The 18,254-nt window shown below is 42.9% G+C and carries 13 protein-coding genes; 5 read left to right on the top strand and 8 right to left on the bottom strand.

Features of this window, described 5'->3' with window-relative positions:
- Nucleotides 1–7: 7 nt before the first annotated feature.
- The 3 genes from ACEN82_RS16215 to ACEN82_RS16205 form a co-directional block, all read right to left on the bottom strand.
- Nucleotides 8–181 (bottom strand): hypothetical protein, encoded by a 174-nt coding sequence (locus ACEN82_RS16215; protein WP_167516191.1) that lies wholly within the window; start codon nucleotides 179–181, stop codon nucleotides 8–10.
- A 306-nt stretch (nucleotides 182–487) separates the two neighbouring features.
- Nucleotides 488–1,315, bottom strand: coding sequence for a hypothetical protein (locus tag ACEN82_RS16210; RefSeq protein ID WP_413318426.1), 828 nt, complete (start codon nucleotides 1,313–1,315; stop codon nucleotides 488–490).
- A gap of 14 nt (nucleotides 1,316–1,329) precedes the next feature.
- Nucleotides 1,330–3,147 (bottom strand): PAS domain-containing sensor histidine kinase, encoded by a 1,818-nt coding sequence (locus ACEN82_RS16205; protein ID WP_413318428.1) that lies wholly within the window; start codon nucleotides 3,145–3,147, stop codon nucleotides 1,330–1,332.
- A 275-nt stretch (nucleotides 3,148–3,422) separates the two neighbouring features.
- Between ACEN82_RS16205 and ACEN82_RS16200 the strand changes: the two genes are divergently transcribed.
- The 5 genes from ACEN82_RS16200 (at nucleotide 3,423) to ACEN82_RS16180 (ending at nucleotide 9,243) form a co-directional block, all read left to right on the top strand.
- Nucleotides 3,423–3,890, top strand: coding sequence for a nuclear transport factor 2 family protein (locus tag ACEN82_RS16200; RefSeq protein WP_413318430.1), 468 nt, complete (start codon nucleotides 3,423–3,425; stop codon nucleotides 3,888–3,890).
- 122 nt (nucleotides 3,891–4,012) lie between these two features.
- A complete protein-coding gene (locus ACEN82_RS16195; RefSeq protein WP_413318432.1) occupies nucleotides 4,013–6,973 on the top strand; it encodes a ligand-binding sensor domain-containing protein in 2,961 nt (986 codons plus the stop codon).
- 2 nt (nucleotides 6,974–6,975) lie between these two features.
- Entirely contained in the window at nucleotides 6,976–7,602 is a 627-nt protein-coding gene (locus tag ACEN82_RS16190) for a response regulator transcription factor (RefSeq protein WP_090524105.1), read from the top strand.
- Between the two features lie 396 nt (nucleotides 7,603–7,998).
- On the top strand, nucleotides 7,999–8,364 hold the full coding sequence (locus ACEN82_RS16185; protein WP_091171082.1) for a VOC family protein: 366 nt from the start codon (nucleotides 7,999–8,001) through the stop codon (nucleotides 8,362–8,364).
- A gap of 12 nt (nucleotides 8,365–8,376) precedes the next feature.
- Complete coding sequence (locus tag ACEN82_RS16180) at nucleotides 8,377–9,243, top strand: helix-turn-helix transcriptional regulator (RefSeq protein ID WP_413318434.1); 867 nt, start codon at nucleotides 8,377–8,379, stop codon at nucleotides 9,241–9,243.
- 553 nt (nucleotides 9,244–9,796) lie between these two features.
- Here ACEN82_RS16180 and ACEN82_RS16175 read toward each other — a convergent pair.
- The 5 genes from ACEN82_RS16175 to ACEN82_RS16155 all read right to left on the bottom strand — a co-directional run bounded on the left by ACEN82_RS16175 (nucleotide 9,797) and on the right by ACEN82_RS16155 (nucleotide 18,214).
- A complete protein-coding gene (locus ACEN82_RS16175; protein ID WP_413318436.1) occupies nucleotides 9,797–11,869 on the bottom strand; it encodes an alpha-amylase family protein in 2,073 nt (690 codons plus the stop codon).
- Between the two features lie 75 nt (nucleotides 11,870–11,944).
- Nucleotides 11,945–14,284, bottom strand: coding sequence for a glycoside hydrolase family 95 protein (locus ACEN82_RS16170; protein WP_413318438.1), 2,340 nt, complete (start codon nucleotides 14,282–14,284; stop codon nucleotides 11,945–11,947).
- A gap of 31 nt (nucleotides 14,285–14,315) precedes the next feature.
- Nucleotides 14,316–15,623 (bottom strand): alpha-L-fucosidase, encoded by a 1,308-nt coding sequence (locus ACEN82_RS16165; RefSeq protein ID WP_413318440.1) that lies wholly within the window; start codon nucleotides 15,621–15,623, stop codon nucleotides 14,316–14,318.
- A 95-nt stretch (nucleotides 15,624–15,718) separates the two neighbouring features.
- Nucleotides 15,719–16,948 carry a DUF4998 domain-containing protein gene (locus tag ACEN82_RS16160; protein WP_413318442.1) on the bottom strand — a complete coding sequence of 410 codons (1,230 nt, stop codon included), beginning with the start codon at nucleotides 16,946–16,948 and terminating at the stop codon, nucleotides 15,719–15,721.
- 27 nt (nucleotides 16,949–16,975) lie between these two features.
- On the bottom strand, nucleotides 16,976–18,214 hold the full coding sequence (locus ACEN82_RS16155; RefSeq protein WP_413318444.1) for a DUF5000 domain-containing lipoprotein: 1,239 nt from the start codon (nucleotides 18,212–18,214) through the stop codon (nucleotides 16,976–16,978).
- Between the last annotated feature and the right edge of the window lie 40 nt (nucleotides 18,215–18,254).

The raw sequence follows: 18,254 nt of genomic DNA, 5'->3' as shown, positions 1-18,254 counted from the left end.
TACCCGATCACATGGCTTTATCGGCTTTTTGCGGTTTGGGATGTTCCCTTGGTTTAAGTTCCCGGTCAATAATTTGTTGTTCAAAGTTTTTCTCGTCTTTGCGGTCGGTTTTTACTATCCATACTATTAATGTTATTAACAAGGTTATTACAATGCCTACTGTAAAATAATTGATCTGCATGTTTATATATTTGGTTAGCTAAATTTACCCCGGCTGTATTAACTGACAATTAAATTTACGCATGAAAATCAGCCACGGACCCTGATTTCGTGGATGGATAGGGTCCAATAAAAAATGCTATGCAGGCCCACGTAACCGCCATTACTCTTGCAGTTAAAGATCTTTGAGGCATGCAGGAGTACAAATCCTGAAGCATCCGGCTGAACCTTTTTGGGGCGGTTATGCCGGTTTTATTGCCCATCCTGAAGGCAATTCCTGGGAAATCTGTTATAATTCGTATGTTGAAAAATGATAAATGCTTTAAACCTATAGTTGGACATGAATATGGTCGTCGTGTCTTACTGCACGGCATCCGTGAAATCGTAGCTTGGGTGTTTTGATGCCCAGACGGTTTTTTAAATGAGGTTCGATAAATATTTTATTGATGACATTTTGCGATGCAAAGAGGGTTACAAGTACCTTTGTTCGTAAACTGTCAAAAGTAAAATTAACTTTATTGCCCTGGGGAACAATTTTAGTCAAAAAGCTGTACTGCCAATAACCCTTTATCAGGCAGGCCTGTGTTGTGTTGATTTCACCGGCGCGCGGCTCTTCACTAATTCCGTATCCGATTGGCGAAGGGGCTTTATCGGTTTCTAAGCCTGTTTTGTTATCAATATAAAAAAATGAGAGATCGAGTTTTTTACCATCGTTATGACTCAGGTGGGGCATAAGCGGAAACCCATTAATGAACGGAAAGCTTGCGTCAAGATAATTCAGGGTACTTCCCGGATACTTATCGTTCATTTCGGCGGCTACGGCAAATGCAGCCTGCTTAAGTTGCGGGCGAACATAATTACGGTTGAACAGGCAGGTTAGCCGGTTTAGCGGCTTTATATGATTGATTTGGGAGAAGGGGAGCGGTACTCTGCCCGAAAGCCTGGCAAGCGGAGGTACAATTAAAAAAGTGGTAAGGCAATATAACACCATAAAAACTGCAGCCTTGGTGATTTGGCGGTAATATTTATTATTTATGGTTTTGTTGATTAGTTTATGCAGGCTAATTGAAATGAGATAAACCAGCCCACCAATTTGTGTAAAAACAGTGAGCAGGCAAAACAATAAAACGATGATTATGGGTTTTACTATTTTCAATCGGGATTTAAATTTCAATTTAACGGTATCATAAACCAAAAGGTACTGCCTTTGTCCACTTCGCTTTCAACCCCCATTTCGCCGCCGTGAAGCTCAATGATCTCCGCGCTGATATACAAGCCAAGTCCAAGCCCTGAGTATTGAATACCCGAGGTATCAACCCTGTAGTAGCGTTCAAATAAATGCGGGATGTTTTCCGGCGGGATCCCCCGGCCAAAATCCTGTACCGATATTTTGGCCATGTTGTCCTGTTTACTGATATTGATGACAATCCGGTTACTGTCGGGTGCATATTTAACCGCATTGTTTACAAAATTAACAACAACCTGGTCTATCCGTTGCCTGTCGGCGTATAGCTCCAGATCGGTGTCGCCTGTAAGCTCAAGTTCATGTGTACCTGCAAGCCTCACGTGGTCGCAGCATTCATTGATCATTTGGGCTGCCAAAAAACGTGTTTTATGAAGTGCAAGCTGCCCCGCGGTAATTTTTGAAACATTAAGCAAGCTATCAACCAGTTGCTGCATTTTATTCAGGCTGCTATTGCCGCGGCTAATAAACTGGGGGATCTTATCAGATGAGGGATCAACCTTGATCAACCTGTCCAGCAATTGCATCGATGCTTTGATCGATGTCATTGGCGTTTTTAGCTCATGGCTGGCAACGCTGATAAAATCGTCTTTTTGCTGCTGCAAATGTTTAAACTCGGTAATATCAAGCAGGGTGCCCAGTATACGCAACGGTTTGTTTATTGAGCCATAATAAACCTTACCCTGCGTCCTGATCCAGCGTATAGAGCCGTTTGGCCAGATGATCCTCGCTTCATAAAACAGTTTTCCGGTAGTAAGAGCTGTTTTATGGGCATTATTGCGTAATTCCACATCGTCGGGATGTAACGCTTTTAAAAATAAATCGCGGGGTGCATCACGGCCAACTCCAAAAATAATGTTAAACCTTTCAGATGTAAGTATCTCGTCGGTAACCAGGTCAAGATCAAAGGTGCCTATTTCGGCAGCTTCAACTGCCAGCCTGGCTCTTTCTTCGGCTTCCTCAATTTTGCGGCGTGCAAAAACTTTTTCAGTTACATCAATGGCAATTACCATGATGGCGCTTATCTCGCCGTCAAACCCTTTAACAGGTTCATAAACAAAATCAATAAATACCATTTCGGGTACGCCATTGCGTACAAGCAGCAATTTATGCTCCTTGGCGGTAATCGGTTGCCCTGTTTCAATAACATTATCCATTACGGGGGCATACAATTCGGCCGTTTCAGGGATGGCTTCCCAAACGCCCCGGTTTTCCATTTCTGCACGTTTACGGCCTACCAGCTCAAGATACGAGTCATTCACTACTTCAATTACCAGGTTATCGCTGTTTATAATGCAAATGCCCACGGGGGCTTGCCTCACCATGTTATACAAAGTATGCCTGCTCTCTTCCATCGCCTGTCGGGCATGCTCAATTTCGGTAACGTCGGTCGAGAAACAAATAACGCCAACTATTTTACCGCGCGAGTTACGTACAGCCTGGTAAGTAAACTTGTAATAATTAATTTGCCGTTTGCCGTTAATTATAAATTCGGCAGGTGCATTGTTGCCGTGATAAGTTTCGCCGGTACGGTATACTTCGCTTATGAGGCTGCTGAACGGCTGGCCCTGAAGGTCGGGCAGCGCCTCGTCAAATGGTTTCCCAATTATCGATTTGTCTTTTCCCCATGCTTTCAAGGTAGCGCCATTGGCTATGGCAATGAGCTTATCCGGCCCCATACACATATACACCGGAAAAGGCGAGGCCTCAATAATGCTTCGGAAAAAGTTTTCAGTCGGTTCCAAGTTATGGCGTGGTTTTAATCGGTGAAAGATGCTCTCAAAAATAAAAATATTTTCGTACAGATTTAAATCTGCGGGGCAGGTTCTGCTATGGTTTATTGATAATTAAAGAATTATCTGCACAGATTGTCATATTAATTGCAGATCTGCTCAAAAAGTGCAAAAAATGACCTTTATAGGCGAAAGGCACCAGCCTGCTGTATGGCCGGGTTGCTTGGTGTGATAGGCACATTTTTTTGATCAAAGCCTGCCCACATTTGATCAAAAAAATATCACAAATGAAAAATAAATTTTTATTGGCATGTATAGTAGGGTTATTATCTGCCAGCACCATGTATGGCCGTACGGCCGCCGAAACAGGATACACCGGCGTGATCCGCGATTTCATTGACAGCCACATGACCTCCAACTTTAAAAAATTAAAATCAATAATGAGTGACAATTCTGTATTGAAGTTACCCCGCGGCGAAAAGGTACTTGTACAGGAAAAAGACGACCTGGTAAGCATGATGAAAAAGGATGCCGGTACCCAGCAAAATTGCCAGTCGGGTTACGAAGTGCTTGCCAAAAGCGATGCCATGGTAATTGCACGGGTTGATTTTAACTACGAAAACTGCACGCAGCATGATTACCTCATCATCGAGAAAAATGACCGGCACGACTGGAAAATTACACAGGTTTGCAAAATGTTTGAGGACATAAAAACACCTTTAAACAATGGCAATTCTGTTGTAGCCAAAAATTAAAATTTACTCCCGTAACTAATAATAATTAATCACCCTATTGGGGTGATTTTTTTTATTTTAATTAGCTTTAATTTAACTTTTTAATTGTACCCCCATACAGGTAATTTAATTTACGTTTTTAATTGAATAAGCTATCGCGTTTCCCCGTTTTTCTGATTTTGTGTTTCCTTGCAGGTATGCTATTGTTTACAGGCCAGGTCCATGCACAGAAATACATTTTTGCGCACTATGATATTGAGGATGGGCTCATCCAGTCGCAAATAAACAAGCTATCCATGGATACCGATCATCGTTTGTGGATAGGAACATTTGGTGGCGCCTGCCGCTTTGATGGAAAGGATTTTACGGCCTATACCCGCTTAACAGGTTTACCTGATAACTATGTTGCAACCATTTTTTCGGATAAAGGGGGCTGTACCTGGTTTGGTACCATGAATGGGCTTGCAAGGCTCTATAATGGCCGGATTGTGAAGTATAAACCAGATATACCGGTTAAACGCTCTTTTGTAGGTAACATAACCCAGGATGGAGAGGGAACAATCTGGGTTACAGCTGCCGGGATGCTGTTCAGGGTAAAAAATGATAAGATGCAGCATGTCCCTATTAATGATGATCCTGATATTTTTATTACCAGTTTGGCTGTTAATAGCACAGGTTTGTTATATGTGTCTGTTTACAAAAAGGGTATATATCGCCTTAAAGGGCAAAAATGGGAACATGTAATTGATATTGATTCCCAACATAGTGAGCAAATTATCAAAAGGATTTTTTTCGACCGTTTTGATAAAAGCAAAACTTATCTTCTAACCCGCTCGGGTTTGTTATGTGCCAGGAATGGTATGGCTAAACCACTGGATATAAAAAATATTACGGGAAAAATAAAAGGTCAATTATTGTGCATTGAACAGGACGCTGATGCCAATATTTGGCTGGGTACCGATAATGGAGCCTATTGTATTATGAGTGATGGTGTGATCCACTATAACTCATCAAACGGACTTACCGATAACTCTGTACCTGATATTTATTTTGATGCAGATAAAAACCTGTGGCTGGGCAGCCTCGGTAATGGCCTTTACCGATGCGAAGGCGACAGATATACCGTTTTTGACCGCACACAGGGTATTCCCGAATCAAAAATCGTAATGTCGGTAACTGAAGACTGGAACAAAAATGTTTTAATGGGGATTGATGGTGGTGGCATTTTGCGATATGATGGAAAAAAGACCAGCGAAGTGCCCGTACCAACCGGTTCGCCATATTTAAAGGGAGTGCAGAGTTTATATATGGATAAAAACGGCACTGTTTGGATTGGTACCGGGCAAACAGGTTTATGGCAGTATGATAAAAAGGGTTTCAGACAGGTAAAAAACAGTTCATCTTTTGCCTGTAATTTTATTACTGCCGATGACAGTGGTACTATATGGCTGGGCACGTCAATGGGCTGTTTCTATTACCAAAACGGCGAGCTGAAACAATTGGAAGGTATTCCCCCTTATTCGTCCGCAATGCTTAGCCTGGGGCGCGATTCTCTTTTGATAGGCACCCAAAACGGTGTTATGCTGGCCGTAAATAAAAAAATAGTTCCGGGGTTTAAACTTAAATCATTTCCGGCTACTGCGGTTTACAGCATGATCCGATATCGCGATCTGCTGCTGGTTGGTACAGATGATAGCGGTTTATACACCTGGGATATGACAACCGGGGCGGTAAATATTTATAATGTTGATGACGGACTCAAAGCCAATAGTATTTACAGCCTTGCTGCTGATGAACGCGGCCGCCTTTGGATGGGTACCGGCAGGGGAATTAACCGGATGCAATACGACCCTGCAAAGAAAACTTTTTGGGTAATTGATAATATAGGCTCAAAGGAACCGGTGGTGGAGGCCAACCAGAATGCCATTATGCACCGCGGACACGAGGTTTGGATCAGTACCACCAAGGCTGTTATGGTGTATAATACCATGACAAAAATGGTTCCCTCGCCGCCGCCGCATGTGTTCATCAAATCGGTACAGTTGATGAAGGAGGATGGTGAAAAACGCTCCTCAATTGATCTTAATGATTGGGCCGAATTAAAGCATAACCAAAATCATTTGTCGATATCTTTTCTTGGTGTTTACCTCAAAAATCCAGATGCGGTAACATACCAATATAAACTGGTTGGGCTGGATAGTGCTTTTAGTTCGCCTATGCGCAATAATGTGGTTAACTATCCCTCCCTGCCGCCGGGCACATATACGTTTAAGGTAAAAGCCATAAGCCCCGATGGGCAGGTATCGCCCAAGATGGCCAGTTTTAGTTTTGTGATCATTCCGCCTTTTTATCAAACTTTTACCTTCAGGTTATTAGCCATTATATTTTTAGTTCTGCTGGGTTTCGGGGTGCAAAATTTAGTTCATCAGCGTAAAATAAAACGTCAAAAGGCAATTGAAGCCATGAAGCGGGAAGAGAAATTAAAGATCCGCCAGCAAACAGCCGAAGATTTTCATGACGATCTGGGTAACAAATTAACCCGGATCACCGTCTTATCAGAAATACTGAATGCCAAAATAGATAGAGAGCAAGCCGATCAGCGCGGAATTGTGGATCAGATCAAGCAAAACGCGGCATCACTATACAACGGTACAAAGGATATCCTGTGGGCGCTCGACCCTAAAAGTGATAATCTGTATGAAACCCTGAACCATATCCGCGAGATAGGGATAGAGGTTTTTCATGATGTGCCGGTTGATTTTGAGTTTGCTGCCGTTGATGAAGATATTCAGCTGGTAAAACTGCCTATGGAATACAGCCGTAACATCACCATGATATTTAAGGAGCTATTAAATAACATCCTTAAACATGCCGATGCCGGACAGGTAGTTTTTGAGCTTGATCAGAGCGATAAAAGCGCGATAGCACTCCGGGTTACCGATGATGGTAAAGGGTTTGATAGCAGCGCCGCCCATCGCGGCCGGGGGATCAATAACATTAACGCCCGCGCAAAACGGATCAATGCATCTTTGCTCATTAATTCGGAAACAGGTAAAGGCACATCAGTAACATTAAAGTTTAGTAAAAATCAGTTAAGCGATTAAGCATGGCCCGTAACATTAAGGTAAGTATTATTGAGGATGATGAAACCCTGCGCGATGGCTATGCCTTTTTAATTGGTGCTACCGAGGGCTATGATGTGATTAGTACCTATTGTTCATATGACGAGGCTGCTAAAAAAATAGCTGCGGATAAACCCGATGTAATCCTGCTGGATATAGAGCTGCCCGGAGTTAACGGTATTGACGCTATACCCAAATTAAAAAAGCTTTTGCCCAACTGCTATATCCTAATTCTAACTGTTTACGAATCTGAAAAGCAGATTTTTAACGCGCTGGCCAACGGGGCATCGGGCTATCTTACAAAAAACACCCCGTCAACCAAGATCATCGAATCGATAAAAGAAGTACGTGAAGGCGGCGGCCCTATGAGTATCAACATTGCACGCCTGGTAATCCGCTCATTTCAAAAAAACCAGGAATCGCCCTTATCTAAGCGAGAAACCCAGATCCTGGAATTAATTGGCGAAGGCAAAAGTCGTGGTCAGATTGCCAATGAATTGTTCATCGACCTGGAAACAGTACGCAGCCATATCAAAAATATCTACCTTAAGCTTGATGTAAACTCCCGTGCTGATGCCATTAAATTGGCAAGGCAGAATAAACTGATATAGGCTTAGAGGTGTTCGTGTTGTAGTTGCAACTTTCCACATTTAATCGGGTTGACGGAAAATGTTGGTGACAATATCAACATTGGCGGAGCGCAGGATAGTGCGATTCCCTCCAAGGGAGGGAATAAAAGAATCTTCTGAACACCAACAACTCCGAAATAATCATTCCCGCGATACCTGTCCTCACGGATCGCTTTGAAAATCCAAACCCTACTAATTCACAAATCCCCCAAATAGGGGGATACTATCCCCCCGCAGGTAAAGTACCTTTGATATGTTAAGTAGTTTTAACTGACCGGCTACTGTAAACCCGCTTCAAAAATTATCCTGTTTGCTGCCCCTGGCCAACAGGTTGGTTTCCATCATTACAATCTGGTTTCCGTTAATAGCTACTGTAAAATGAAATTGAAATATATACCTGTGTATACAGCCGACTTTGAGGGACAAATTGATTTTTATACTCAAAAATTAGGTTTCAAAATAACAGGTACAATGACATTTTACGAGGGCAGGGAAAGTACGGTGATCCAGTCGGATAAATTAAATGTGGCGTTGCTTGTAACTAATAACGACAGCAACAGTGATAAGAGTAATATTATCATTAACACTGCCGACTGTTTGAACGATTATCATGTGCTCCGTACGGCCGGCGTATTTTTTTGCAAATCGCCTGCGTATTTACCAGCCGGACTGGCAGCCGAATTTTTAGACCCGGCGGGGAACAAATTTATGTTACTGGAAGAAAGAAATTATAACGAACAATAAAATCATATCACAATGGACTATTCAAAAGTATTACGCAACAACAATAAGATTGTAAGCCGCACCGGCGGTCAGAGACAGGGGCCGCAGTATACTTCAGATTTAAGCCTTCGCTTTGTATTAAGCGGTAATGAACGTTATGATATTGGCCGCAGGCATTTGTCCATATATCCCGATTCGTTCCTCATCCTGAACAGGGGTACACAATATTCAACCGACACCGATCTTGGCCAGCAGGTACAATCATTTGCCATCAATTTTGATCAGCAGTTTTTGCAGGATTTTAAAGATTGCTGGACCTTTGACAATGACACTTTGTTAACTAAAGGCGATGGTAACGGCAAAATACAGCCCGAGTTTAATGAAACTATATATCCGTTTGCGGGCGATATCAAATACAATGTATTTCACCTGAAACAACACTTAGACAATGGCATGCAGGATGAAATGCTGATTAACGAATACCTGCACCATACGCTTATCAATTATTTTCATATTTATAATGATGAGATCTGTAAAAAAGCCGAAAAGCTCGACTTTTTAAACCAGGGTACCAGGGTTGAGATCCTGCGCCGTCTTAACCTGGCTAAAGAATATTTGTACAGTAATTATAATCAGAATATTAGCCTCGAGGATCTTGCTGAACATGCCTGCCTTTCGGTTAACCATCTGTTGCGCACATTTAAGCAGGCCTTTGGTTTAACGCCGCACCAGTTTTTAATTCAATTGCGTTTAAAACGGTCATTAATGTTGTTAAAGGATACCCGTTATCCTGTAAATGAAGTAGTTGGCATGGTGGGTTTTGAATGCCCAAGTTCATTTATCAGGCTGTTCCGTACGCATTATAAAATAACACCATTAAAATACAGGCAATCAGCATGATATGAAAATGTTTTTTGTGTGCCAAGATGGTGCTTTTCACACATGTAGCACGTACTTAACACACTATGTTTGCAGTACCAGATAGTTTTTTGTTAAGGATATTTGGTCAGTTAATAGTTAATGAAAAAGTCAGTAACGCGAGGTCACTGACTTTTTGTTTTTGAGGGTAGGAGGATGAGGAGAACATAAAAATGACATTGAATGATGGTCCTGTTAAAAAAATATGCGAAAATCAACTTTGCCTTCTTCACTGTAACATTCTTAAAAAATCATCGTCTCTTAAGTTAAAACCTACTGCTATGAAATTTTTTACCATATTGGCCGTCACCGGCGGATTGTTTTTTACTTCACTCCAGATAGAAAAAAACAATGTGGCAAGCATTAAACACAAAAACAAATGCTGCATGAACGCAAAAAAATCAAAATGCCCGCTTGCATGCAAACGGGCAAAATCGGTTAAATTGAACAGTTAAAAACGATACAGGGTTTCATCCCCTCAAAAGGCGTCCGGCGATTAAAGGGGAATCTGTTGCCGGCGCCTTTGCAGTGTTTATTAATTCAATTCAAATTTTAATAATTCAGCATCTCCTGCTTTCACTAAAACGTTTTTTATGTTTACGTTAGTGCCTTGCAGTAACGATTTCGCATTTGCTGCTTTTTCGGTCTCCATACCAACTCTTTTCGGGTCGATAGTGTAAACTTTATCAGTTTCACCATAATTAAACAGGGCCAGGTAAAAGCTGTTGCCAATTTTTTGCGTAAACTGTTCGGTTGTACCTGTTTCGGTGTTACCTTCAACCGGCCTGAAAGCTTTTCCATTTTGCACAATCTTTAAGACCTCAAGATTTTGATACATAGCTTTTGCTCTGTCACTCCATTGGCCATGGGCAGAGAAATCATCGCCGGTTATAAACGTTCCCGTAATAACTGCCGAGAGCATCCTTGCCCTGTTAGCGCCTTCGCTTTCGGTTGAAAGTACAACATGGTCGGCATCAATGTAATTGTACAGGTAAGTTTGCCACCAGCCGTAATTTACGCTGTTTAACGTATAACGGGTATCCTTTATCGTTTTAAAGGCATCGCATGCAATACGCCTCATGTGTGCGTAACGCCCGGTTGCCAGGCTGGGAGAAATGGCAGCGTAAACCAGCATCTGATCACCCAACTGATCAATCAGGTGTTCCATCCCCCTTTTATACGCCTGCATACCGGTGGTGATTTTAGGGTCATAAAAATGGCTTGATTCGGCCGCCGCATGACCCAGAAAGTCGATCTTGATCATTTTAAAACCACAGGCTTTTAATTTACCAATTACATAGTCAATATGTTGCAGGGTACCCGGATGGGTTGGGTCTGTTGCGCGGGCACCGTCAATATCGTGGTAGCCGTCACCAACCTTAGTCCAGGTTTCGCCGTAGGTGTAGTTGCTGCCTAAAACTTTGCGGTCGGGGCCGCCTTTCCAGCCCCAGTCGGTAAACGGTGCCCAGTAAACGCCGGGCTGCAGGCCTTTTGTTTTACAGTAATCGGCAAATGATTTTAGCTTGCCAAAATCGCCTTCCCAGCCACCGCTGATCATGTTATCCCAAAACGAATCGAGATCAATAAACGCCGTATTACCATTGCGGAATGCAGGGATGCTGTCGGCAAAAAAGTTAGCTACTTTGATAGCTTTATCGTAATTGAGTTTTTCCTGCATAACGCCCCAACTGTTCCAGCCAACAGGGGTGGGCTTTGTCCAGTTAAAAATGTAAGGTGGTTCAGCAATACGGTTGGCTTTACCAAATTCATCCATACCGGTGCGCCAATCAGCAAACCAGCCAACAAACACTTTGGGCGATTTAACGGTATCACCGTTGATATAACCATGTGCTATCTTGTCGCGGTTTACGGCCTCTTCGGTATAACCGCCCCATATCTCAAAGGTATTGGCGCTGTCTTTTTTGGCGATGGTACGCACGCCGGTTTTCCAGATTTCGTGTTCCACAGATCCAAACACTAAACCGTTACGGCTGCTGTTATCAAAAACAGTACCTACTTCGGCGCTGGTATTGGTAAGCGGCGCTTTAAACGCTTTTGAATTATAACTGATAAAGGTATCGTTATCAAAAGGTACAAATAACGAACGGGTATCGCCGGGTATTGTCGCCATATTTCCGGCTATTGGCTCCATATAATTTGTTTTCAGGTTTTTGCCTTCAATATAAAGTTGAACAAAAAAATAGCCTTTATGCGATGGGTAGGTATAAAACACCTGTACCATGTTTGGCAAATTATTGCCGGTTAGGGTGAAAGTATGTTTTACGCCTTTGCCAAAACCATCGGTTATTAAGGCTTTAATATAAGCAACGTTTTTGTACGCTGTTGAAGTAATAAGTTTTCCGTTGATGCCGGCTTTACTATAGCAATTACCAAGTACAGTTTTTCCATTTTCGATAACAGAAAAAGTGCCGGTTTTTTGATCATAATTAATAGTGCCAGAGGTACCGTATGAAAACGATATATTCCCTTTCGGGGTTAGCTGGATAGTAATTATTCGGGTTGATGCCGAAACAATTGCCGGCTGCCAAACGCAAAGCAAGCCGGACAATTGCACAGCAATTATAAAACGATTAAGAAATTTTTGCATGAATTTTAGGTTATTGTCAATTTGTTATAAATAAGGCACCTCTTTCAGGATGCCTTATTTGTTTATAAGCTATTATTAAGCTTTAACGGCCATTATGCTTTTGATCTGTCCGTTAACTTTTATTTTAACCGTACGCGGAGTAGGTGAGGTTACTTTATAAGAGGTTACTTTACCGTCTTTCCATTTCATATCAATTGTGAAATTACCGCGGGCCTTAAGGCCTTTAACCTCGCCCTGTGCTTTCCATGCATCAGGGATAGAAGGAATAAAATCAATAAACCCTGCATGGCTCTGGATCAGCATTTCAGCAATACCTGCTGTTGCTCCAAAGTTACCGTCGATCTGGAACGGCGGACCGGCTGATAGCAAATTAGGGTATACGCCGCCGCCTGCACCGTAGTTAATATCGGTTTTGATGGTTGGCTTCATCAACTCTTTAAATAGTTTGTAAGTGCGGTTTCCGTCATGCAAACGTGCCCACCATAGTATTTTGTAAGCGATAGACCAGCTTGGGCCATCGTCACCCCTTACTTCCAAAGTTTTTTTTGCAGCTTCGGCAAGGGCAGGGGTAGCTTCCAGGGTAATCTGAGATGCCGGAAATAAACCATACAGGTGTGATACGTGGCGATGCTGCGGTTCGGTTTCTTTATAATCCTCCAGCCATTCCTGGATGCGCCCATCCTTAGATATAACACCCGGGGGCGGGAGCTTTTTCACTTTAGCAGCCAGTGTTTTGCTGAATGCCTCGTCTTTGCCCAATACTTTGCTTGCTGTTATTACATTGTTGAACAACTGGCGGATGATCTGATTATCGATAGTTGGGCCTACGCAGATGCTGGCATGTGTGCCATCGGGCAGATAAAAACTATTTTCGGGCGATGATGAAGGTGAGGTGACCAACCAGCCTGTTTTGGCATCACTGATCAGCATACTGTTGTAAAATTGGGCGGCACCTTTCAGTATCGGATAAATTTGTTTCAGGTAATTTTTATCGCCTGTAAAATCATAATGTTGCCACAGGTTATCGCAAAGCCAGCCCGAACCAACTTTACAAACACCCCAGGAAGCGCTTTCGCCCGGCTCGGTAAAGCCCCATGGGTTGGTGATGACGTGTGCTACCCAGCCGTCGGCATTGTAATAGGCTTTGGCAGTTTTTTCGCCGTGCGGAACCATCTCTTTAACTAAATCAGCGAGGGGAAGGTTCAATTCGGAAAGGTTGGAAACCTCAACCGGCCACTGGTTCATTTCAATGTTAATATCCAGGTGATAATCGCCGTTCCACGGGGTGTGCACTTCGTTAGCCCATAAACCTTGCAGGTTGGGTGGCAACAGGCCTACACGGGTGCTGCAGATGCTGAGGTAGCGGCCAAACTGGTAGAATAAAACAGGAAGCCCTTTATCCGCATCTGGATTAGTATGGAAAGCGATAAGCCTTTGATCTGTTGTTAGTTTCTCGGCCTCTGAAGTGCCAAGATCAACGTTCACCCTGTTAAACAGCTTTTGAAAGTTGGCAATGTGTTGCTGTTTTTCCAAAGCATAAGGTTTTTTCATGGCAGCCTTCAGCGCGCCGTCCATTTTGGAGAGATACTGTGGGTTCTTAAAATCAGTACCTGCCGATACGTAAATGATCACCTCGGTTGCGTCCTTAATAACTAGGGAAGTAGGGGTGGTGCTTAACGAACCGCCGGTTAGCTGTGCCTTTACCCTTGCTTTGTAAGCTACGCCTTTGCCATCTGTACCATTATCCAACTGGCCGGTAAGATCAAGCTCGTTACCTGCTGTACTGGTAGCCCCACGTTCCGGGCGACTGATATTAATGCTCAGGTTAAGCATTCCCGGTTTATCGGCGCTTAGTTTAATCACATCTACATCATTACCAAAACTGGTAAAATATTCACGTTTGTAAGTAACGCCATTTACCTGGTAAGTGGTTTTGGCCAGCGCGTTGTTTAATGAAAGCTCACGTTCATAGTTTTCGTATTTTACGTCTTTGCCCTCAATGCCTTTGTATTGGTAGTTCAGGTTCAAGTCGCCCAGCATCTGGAAGCAACCGAAAGGCACTCCGCCCGATCCTTTGCCGGTACAAACGAACGATTTATCGATAATGGCTTGCGCTTCCACATTTTTACCGGCGGCAAGCAGGCTTCTTATTTCGGGCAGTTTTTTATAAGCTTCGTAGTTATTGGCATCCTGCGACGAACCCGACCACATGGTGATATCATTCAACACTACTTTTTCGGCAGTAACATTGCCATCGGGCATCATTCCTAACCTTCCATTGCCAAGTGCAACGGTTTCTTCCCAGCGCTGTGCAGGCTGTTTGTACCAAAGTTTTAATTGTTTTGTTTGTGCGTGAGTAAACGTTGTAATACCTGTTATCATTACAGTTATTAGCAGGGGCGTTCTTTTTAGCATGTTTATGTTAATTAGGTTTTCTGTTTTTATTTTATTTACCTGCGGCAATTACAGGTATTTCTTCGGCGTTTTTGTTCAGTACCAATACTATAACATTGCTGTTTGCATCGGGTAAGGTTTGTGGCAAATCAATGATATAGCCTGTGGCATCCGGTTTATAATTTACTTTGGTCCCGCCCAGCACATAAGCATTGGTTATGTTAATGCCCGGCAGGTTAGGCAGCACAATTTTATCACCTTTTTTCTGAAATATGTGCAAATAGATCTTGTTTCCCTTGCGTGTAACAGCATAGTTATCATTAGGGGCAATGGGCCCGCCTTTGGTGCCATAAATACTTTCACCGTATTTTTTTAACCATGCGCCCATTTGCTGTAATGTTTCAACTTGCCTCACTTCAATGCGGCCATCAGGCATAGGTCCAACATTTAATAGCAGGTTGCCATTACCGGCCGCGGTTTTTACCAGCGTTTGGATACCTTCCTGCACTGTTTTCATTTTATCATTAGGTTTCCATGCCCATTGCTGGCAAATGGTGATACAGCTTTCCCATGGCTCATTCATATTAAGCTGACCGATGCGCTGCTCAGGGGTGAGGTAATCACCTACTGATTGATCGTTCAGTTTTTCGCTTTCTTTGCCTAAGCGGTTGTTCACGATAACGTTTGGATCAACACCCTTGATAAATTTGTAAATTTCCTGCCCATCGGTGTTGGTCCAGGGTTTTTCCCAGTAACCATCAAACCAAAGCAGGTAGGGATGATATTTGGTGATGAGTTCTTTCAGCTCATTCTTCATTTGCGTTTTAAAAGCTACCATATCGCCCTTAACGTTCTTTGTCGAATCGTACGGGTTGTGGATAGGGTAGTTAGGATCGTGCCAGTCGAGCACGGTATGGTAGATGCAAAACAGGATGCCCTGTTTTTTACATGCAGCAGCCAGTTCGGCAACTATATCACGTTTATAGGCTGTTTTACTGATGTTATAATCGGTAAAGGCAGATGGCCACAAAGCAAATCCATCATGGTGTTTGGCAGTGATTACCAGGTATTTCATGCCTGCATCTTTGGCGGTTTTTACTATAGCATCGGCATTAAATAAAACCGGGTTAAACTCCTTGTACAGGTTATCATAGTCATCCTGCGCTACTTCCTTGTTGCGGCTCCAGCCAATTTCGGTACCGCGTAAAGTTACCGGGCCGAAGTGTACAAACATGCCGAAGCGTTTGGTCATAAAATCATCCAAAACCGCTTTGGGTGTTTTCACAGTAACAGCCTGCTGAGCAAAGCTAAGTTTGATTATAGAAAATAGGTAAAGAAGAATAATTGCCGGTTTTTTCATTGCTGAATTTTTGGGGTGAACATTATAGAGGTCTTCGTCTTTATGGTTTTTAAAATATGACCAGGCCGCAAGGCAGCCCGGTCATTGGGGTGTTATTATAGTAGTGCGTTATTCCAGAAGGTAAGCTCGCTCATATTGGTGTAGTTACCCTCGTTGTTCGAATTGTGTTTGATCCTGATACGGATGTAACGTACCGCCGGAGGATTAGGATCGAAGTTTACCTTTAATGGCGTGCTGCCGTCGTCGGTCCTTTTAATCTCTTTAAGCAGTTTCCAGCCTTTGGAAATAGATTCGGCAGTCCAGCCAGCATCATTAGCTTTCAGGGTAGTAGCAGCGTTGGTAATATCCGCAATGCCCCATACTTCAAAATCATCGGGGTTGTGACAACAGTTTCGGCCTGTCTCTTCAATAGCTACCAGGCCTTTGTAAAGTGCGCCCATATCAAAAGTAATAACTACCGGAAGAGGGCCGTTACCATCGCTATGGAAAATGTTAGGGAAACCCTGCGGGCCTGTACTGCCATCCCAAAGCCTGTCAATGTCGGTATCTCCCTCGTAAGGCTTGGCGTCATTGGCTAAATAAATTTTTTTGAACAGTTTTTTATCGCAAACAGTAACAGAATTAATGGTTGGGAAATCCTCATAGTTAGCTACATAAAAAGTATCCAGTGCATTTACCGTTGGTTTAAAGGCTGATAAGAACTGGATCCTGGTATCTGCCTTATAGTCTGCGAGTGTAACCGACATGCTATCGGCGCTAAGTTTCCCAAAACTTTCTTTACCGGCTTTATTGGTGTATTTTATGTTTGTGAACACATTATGGGTACTGGTATCAACTTTCAGGAAATTAAGGGTAAGCTTTCCATCGGCACTGATACCATATGGATTGGTAACATTATACCCCCTGTTTGCTAAGCCCGATTGATAAATAGGCCCATAAACTCTTACATTGTTGATATCAAGCGGAATAGAGCGGTTGCCTTTGGCATCGTACGAGAAAACAGTGAACGAATAAATGTATTCGTTCAGGTTTGGTATAACAACCGTTAAACTATCCGACGTATTGTGGTTGGTGGAATTGTAAATGATGGAATCGGCCTTATTGTTCCAATATATCACGTAACGGGTTATGCTGGGATCGGAGCTTGGGTTCCAGGTAAGGGCGGCACGTAAATTTCCGGGACGGGAGTGGGCGTTGGCCACTGTGCCCGGATACTTAACTTCATGACCGTTTAAGTATGATTCAAACTGTGTGTCTTGCTTGCTGCAACCATAAAACAGGTATCCAAGCAAACAGAAAGCAGCTATTCTGACAATATTTTTCATGTTCGTTTAATCTAAATGAGTTAATACCTATTGTGGGTTACCATAAATTGAAAGTTCCATCATGTGGGCAAAGTCACCGTTTGACCATGTGTCATGCACCATAAAGCGGAAGTATTTAATAGGCGTTGAACCCGGAGGAATATTAAAGTTTACTCCCGCGGCAACAAAAGCAGCGTCGGCAGCATTGGTAAAGCCCGGTGTAAGGCCAGATGGCGGATTTGGGTAATGGTAGTTCCCGATGTTAACCCAGTCGCCAACTACAGTTCCTACAGGAGCATAATTAGGGAGCCTTACATCCTGCGGTGCGTTGACGTTTGATCCCCAGATGCTGAAATCTTTAGGGTTACCGTGTGCGTAAGCATATTGATCGGGCCTTTCCCATAAAACAAAACGGCTTAACTGTGCCGATACACCAAGACTAAAGGTAACTTGTATTGGCGCCGGTGCTCCGGGAGCTGTGTGCCAGCCGTTTGAGTAGCCGTCGGTCTTGTTATCCCATAGGTAAGGCACTTCCCAACCATAAGCTGTAGGGCTATCAGTAGGGGTTTTGTATACCGAAAACTTGCTCTTATCAAGTATCGTTTCAAATATCGGGGTGATGTTTACAATGGTAGTATCAGATATATTGCCAAATTTATCGGTAACATATACCCCAAATTTTTGCGGTACCGCCGGATAGCCTCTTATAGAGTAATTAATGGTATCAACCTTGGTATAATGCTGATCGACAACTTCCAGTGCCTGCGTTGATTTATCAAAGGCCAATAAAATTACACCAATGTCCTTTTGGTCGGGGTTCATAGCTTTGATGTTTACGCCGCCAAAATCAGATGTGATAGTTAATGTTGGTTTGATGAGTTGGTAAAAAGGCGTATCAGGATGTACTTTAACTACAAGCGGATCTGACTTTACGTTAGCCCGGCTCACCGAGTAAAGTGTTACCTCATATTCCTGGCTTTTGGCAAAGCCATCAACCGTAACGGTATCTGAGTAATAGCTCGATTTAGTTTGGCGTGTAGTTTTATCATTGATGCGGTACTCGGCCTGCACGTATAGCAGGTTATCTGAGTTTGGCAAATCGTAGGTAATATAAGCACCGCCGTTAAAATTCTTAACTTTTACGTTGGTAACCACGGCAGGCTTGCTCATATCGGTCGAAACCTCTTTAACGTACCCGTCGTTTTTTTTGCATGAATTTAAGCACGCCATAAACAACGCTGCTGCAAGCACCAGCGCTGTTATCGAATAATTTTTAATGCGTTTCATAATTCTTATCTATGTTGAATTAATTCATTTAGGTTGATGA

The organism is Mucilaginibacter sp. Mucisp73 (assembly GCF_059491465.1).
The sequence above is the reverse complement of the archived record's forward strand: the minus strand, read 5'-3'. Positions and strand labels throughout refer to the sequence as shown.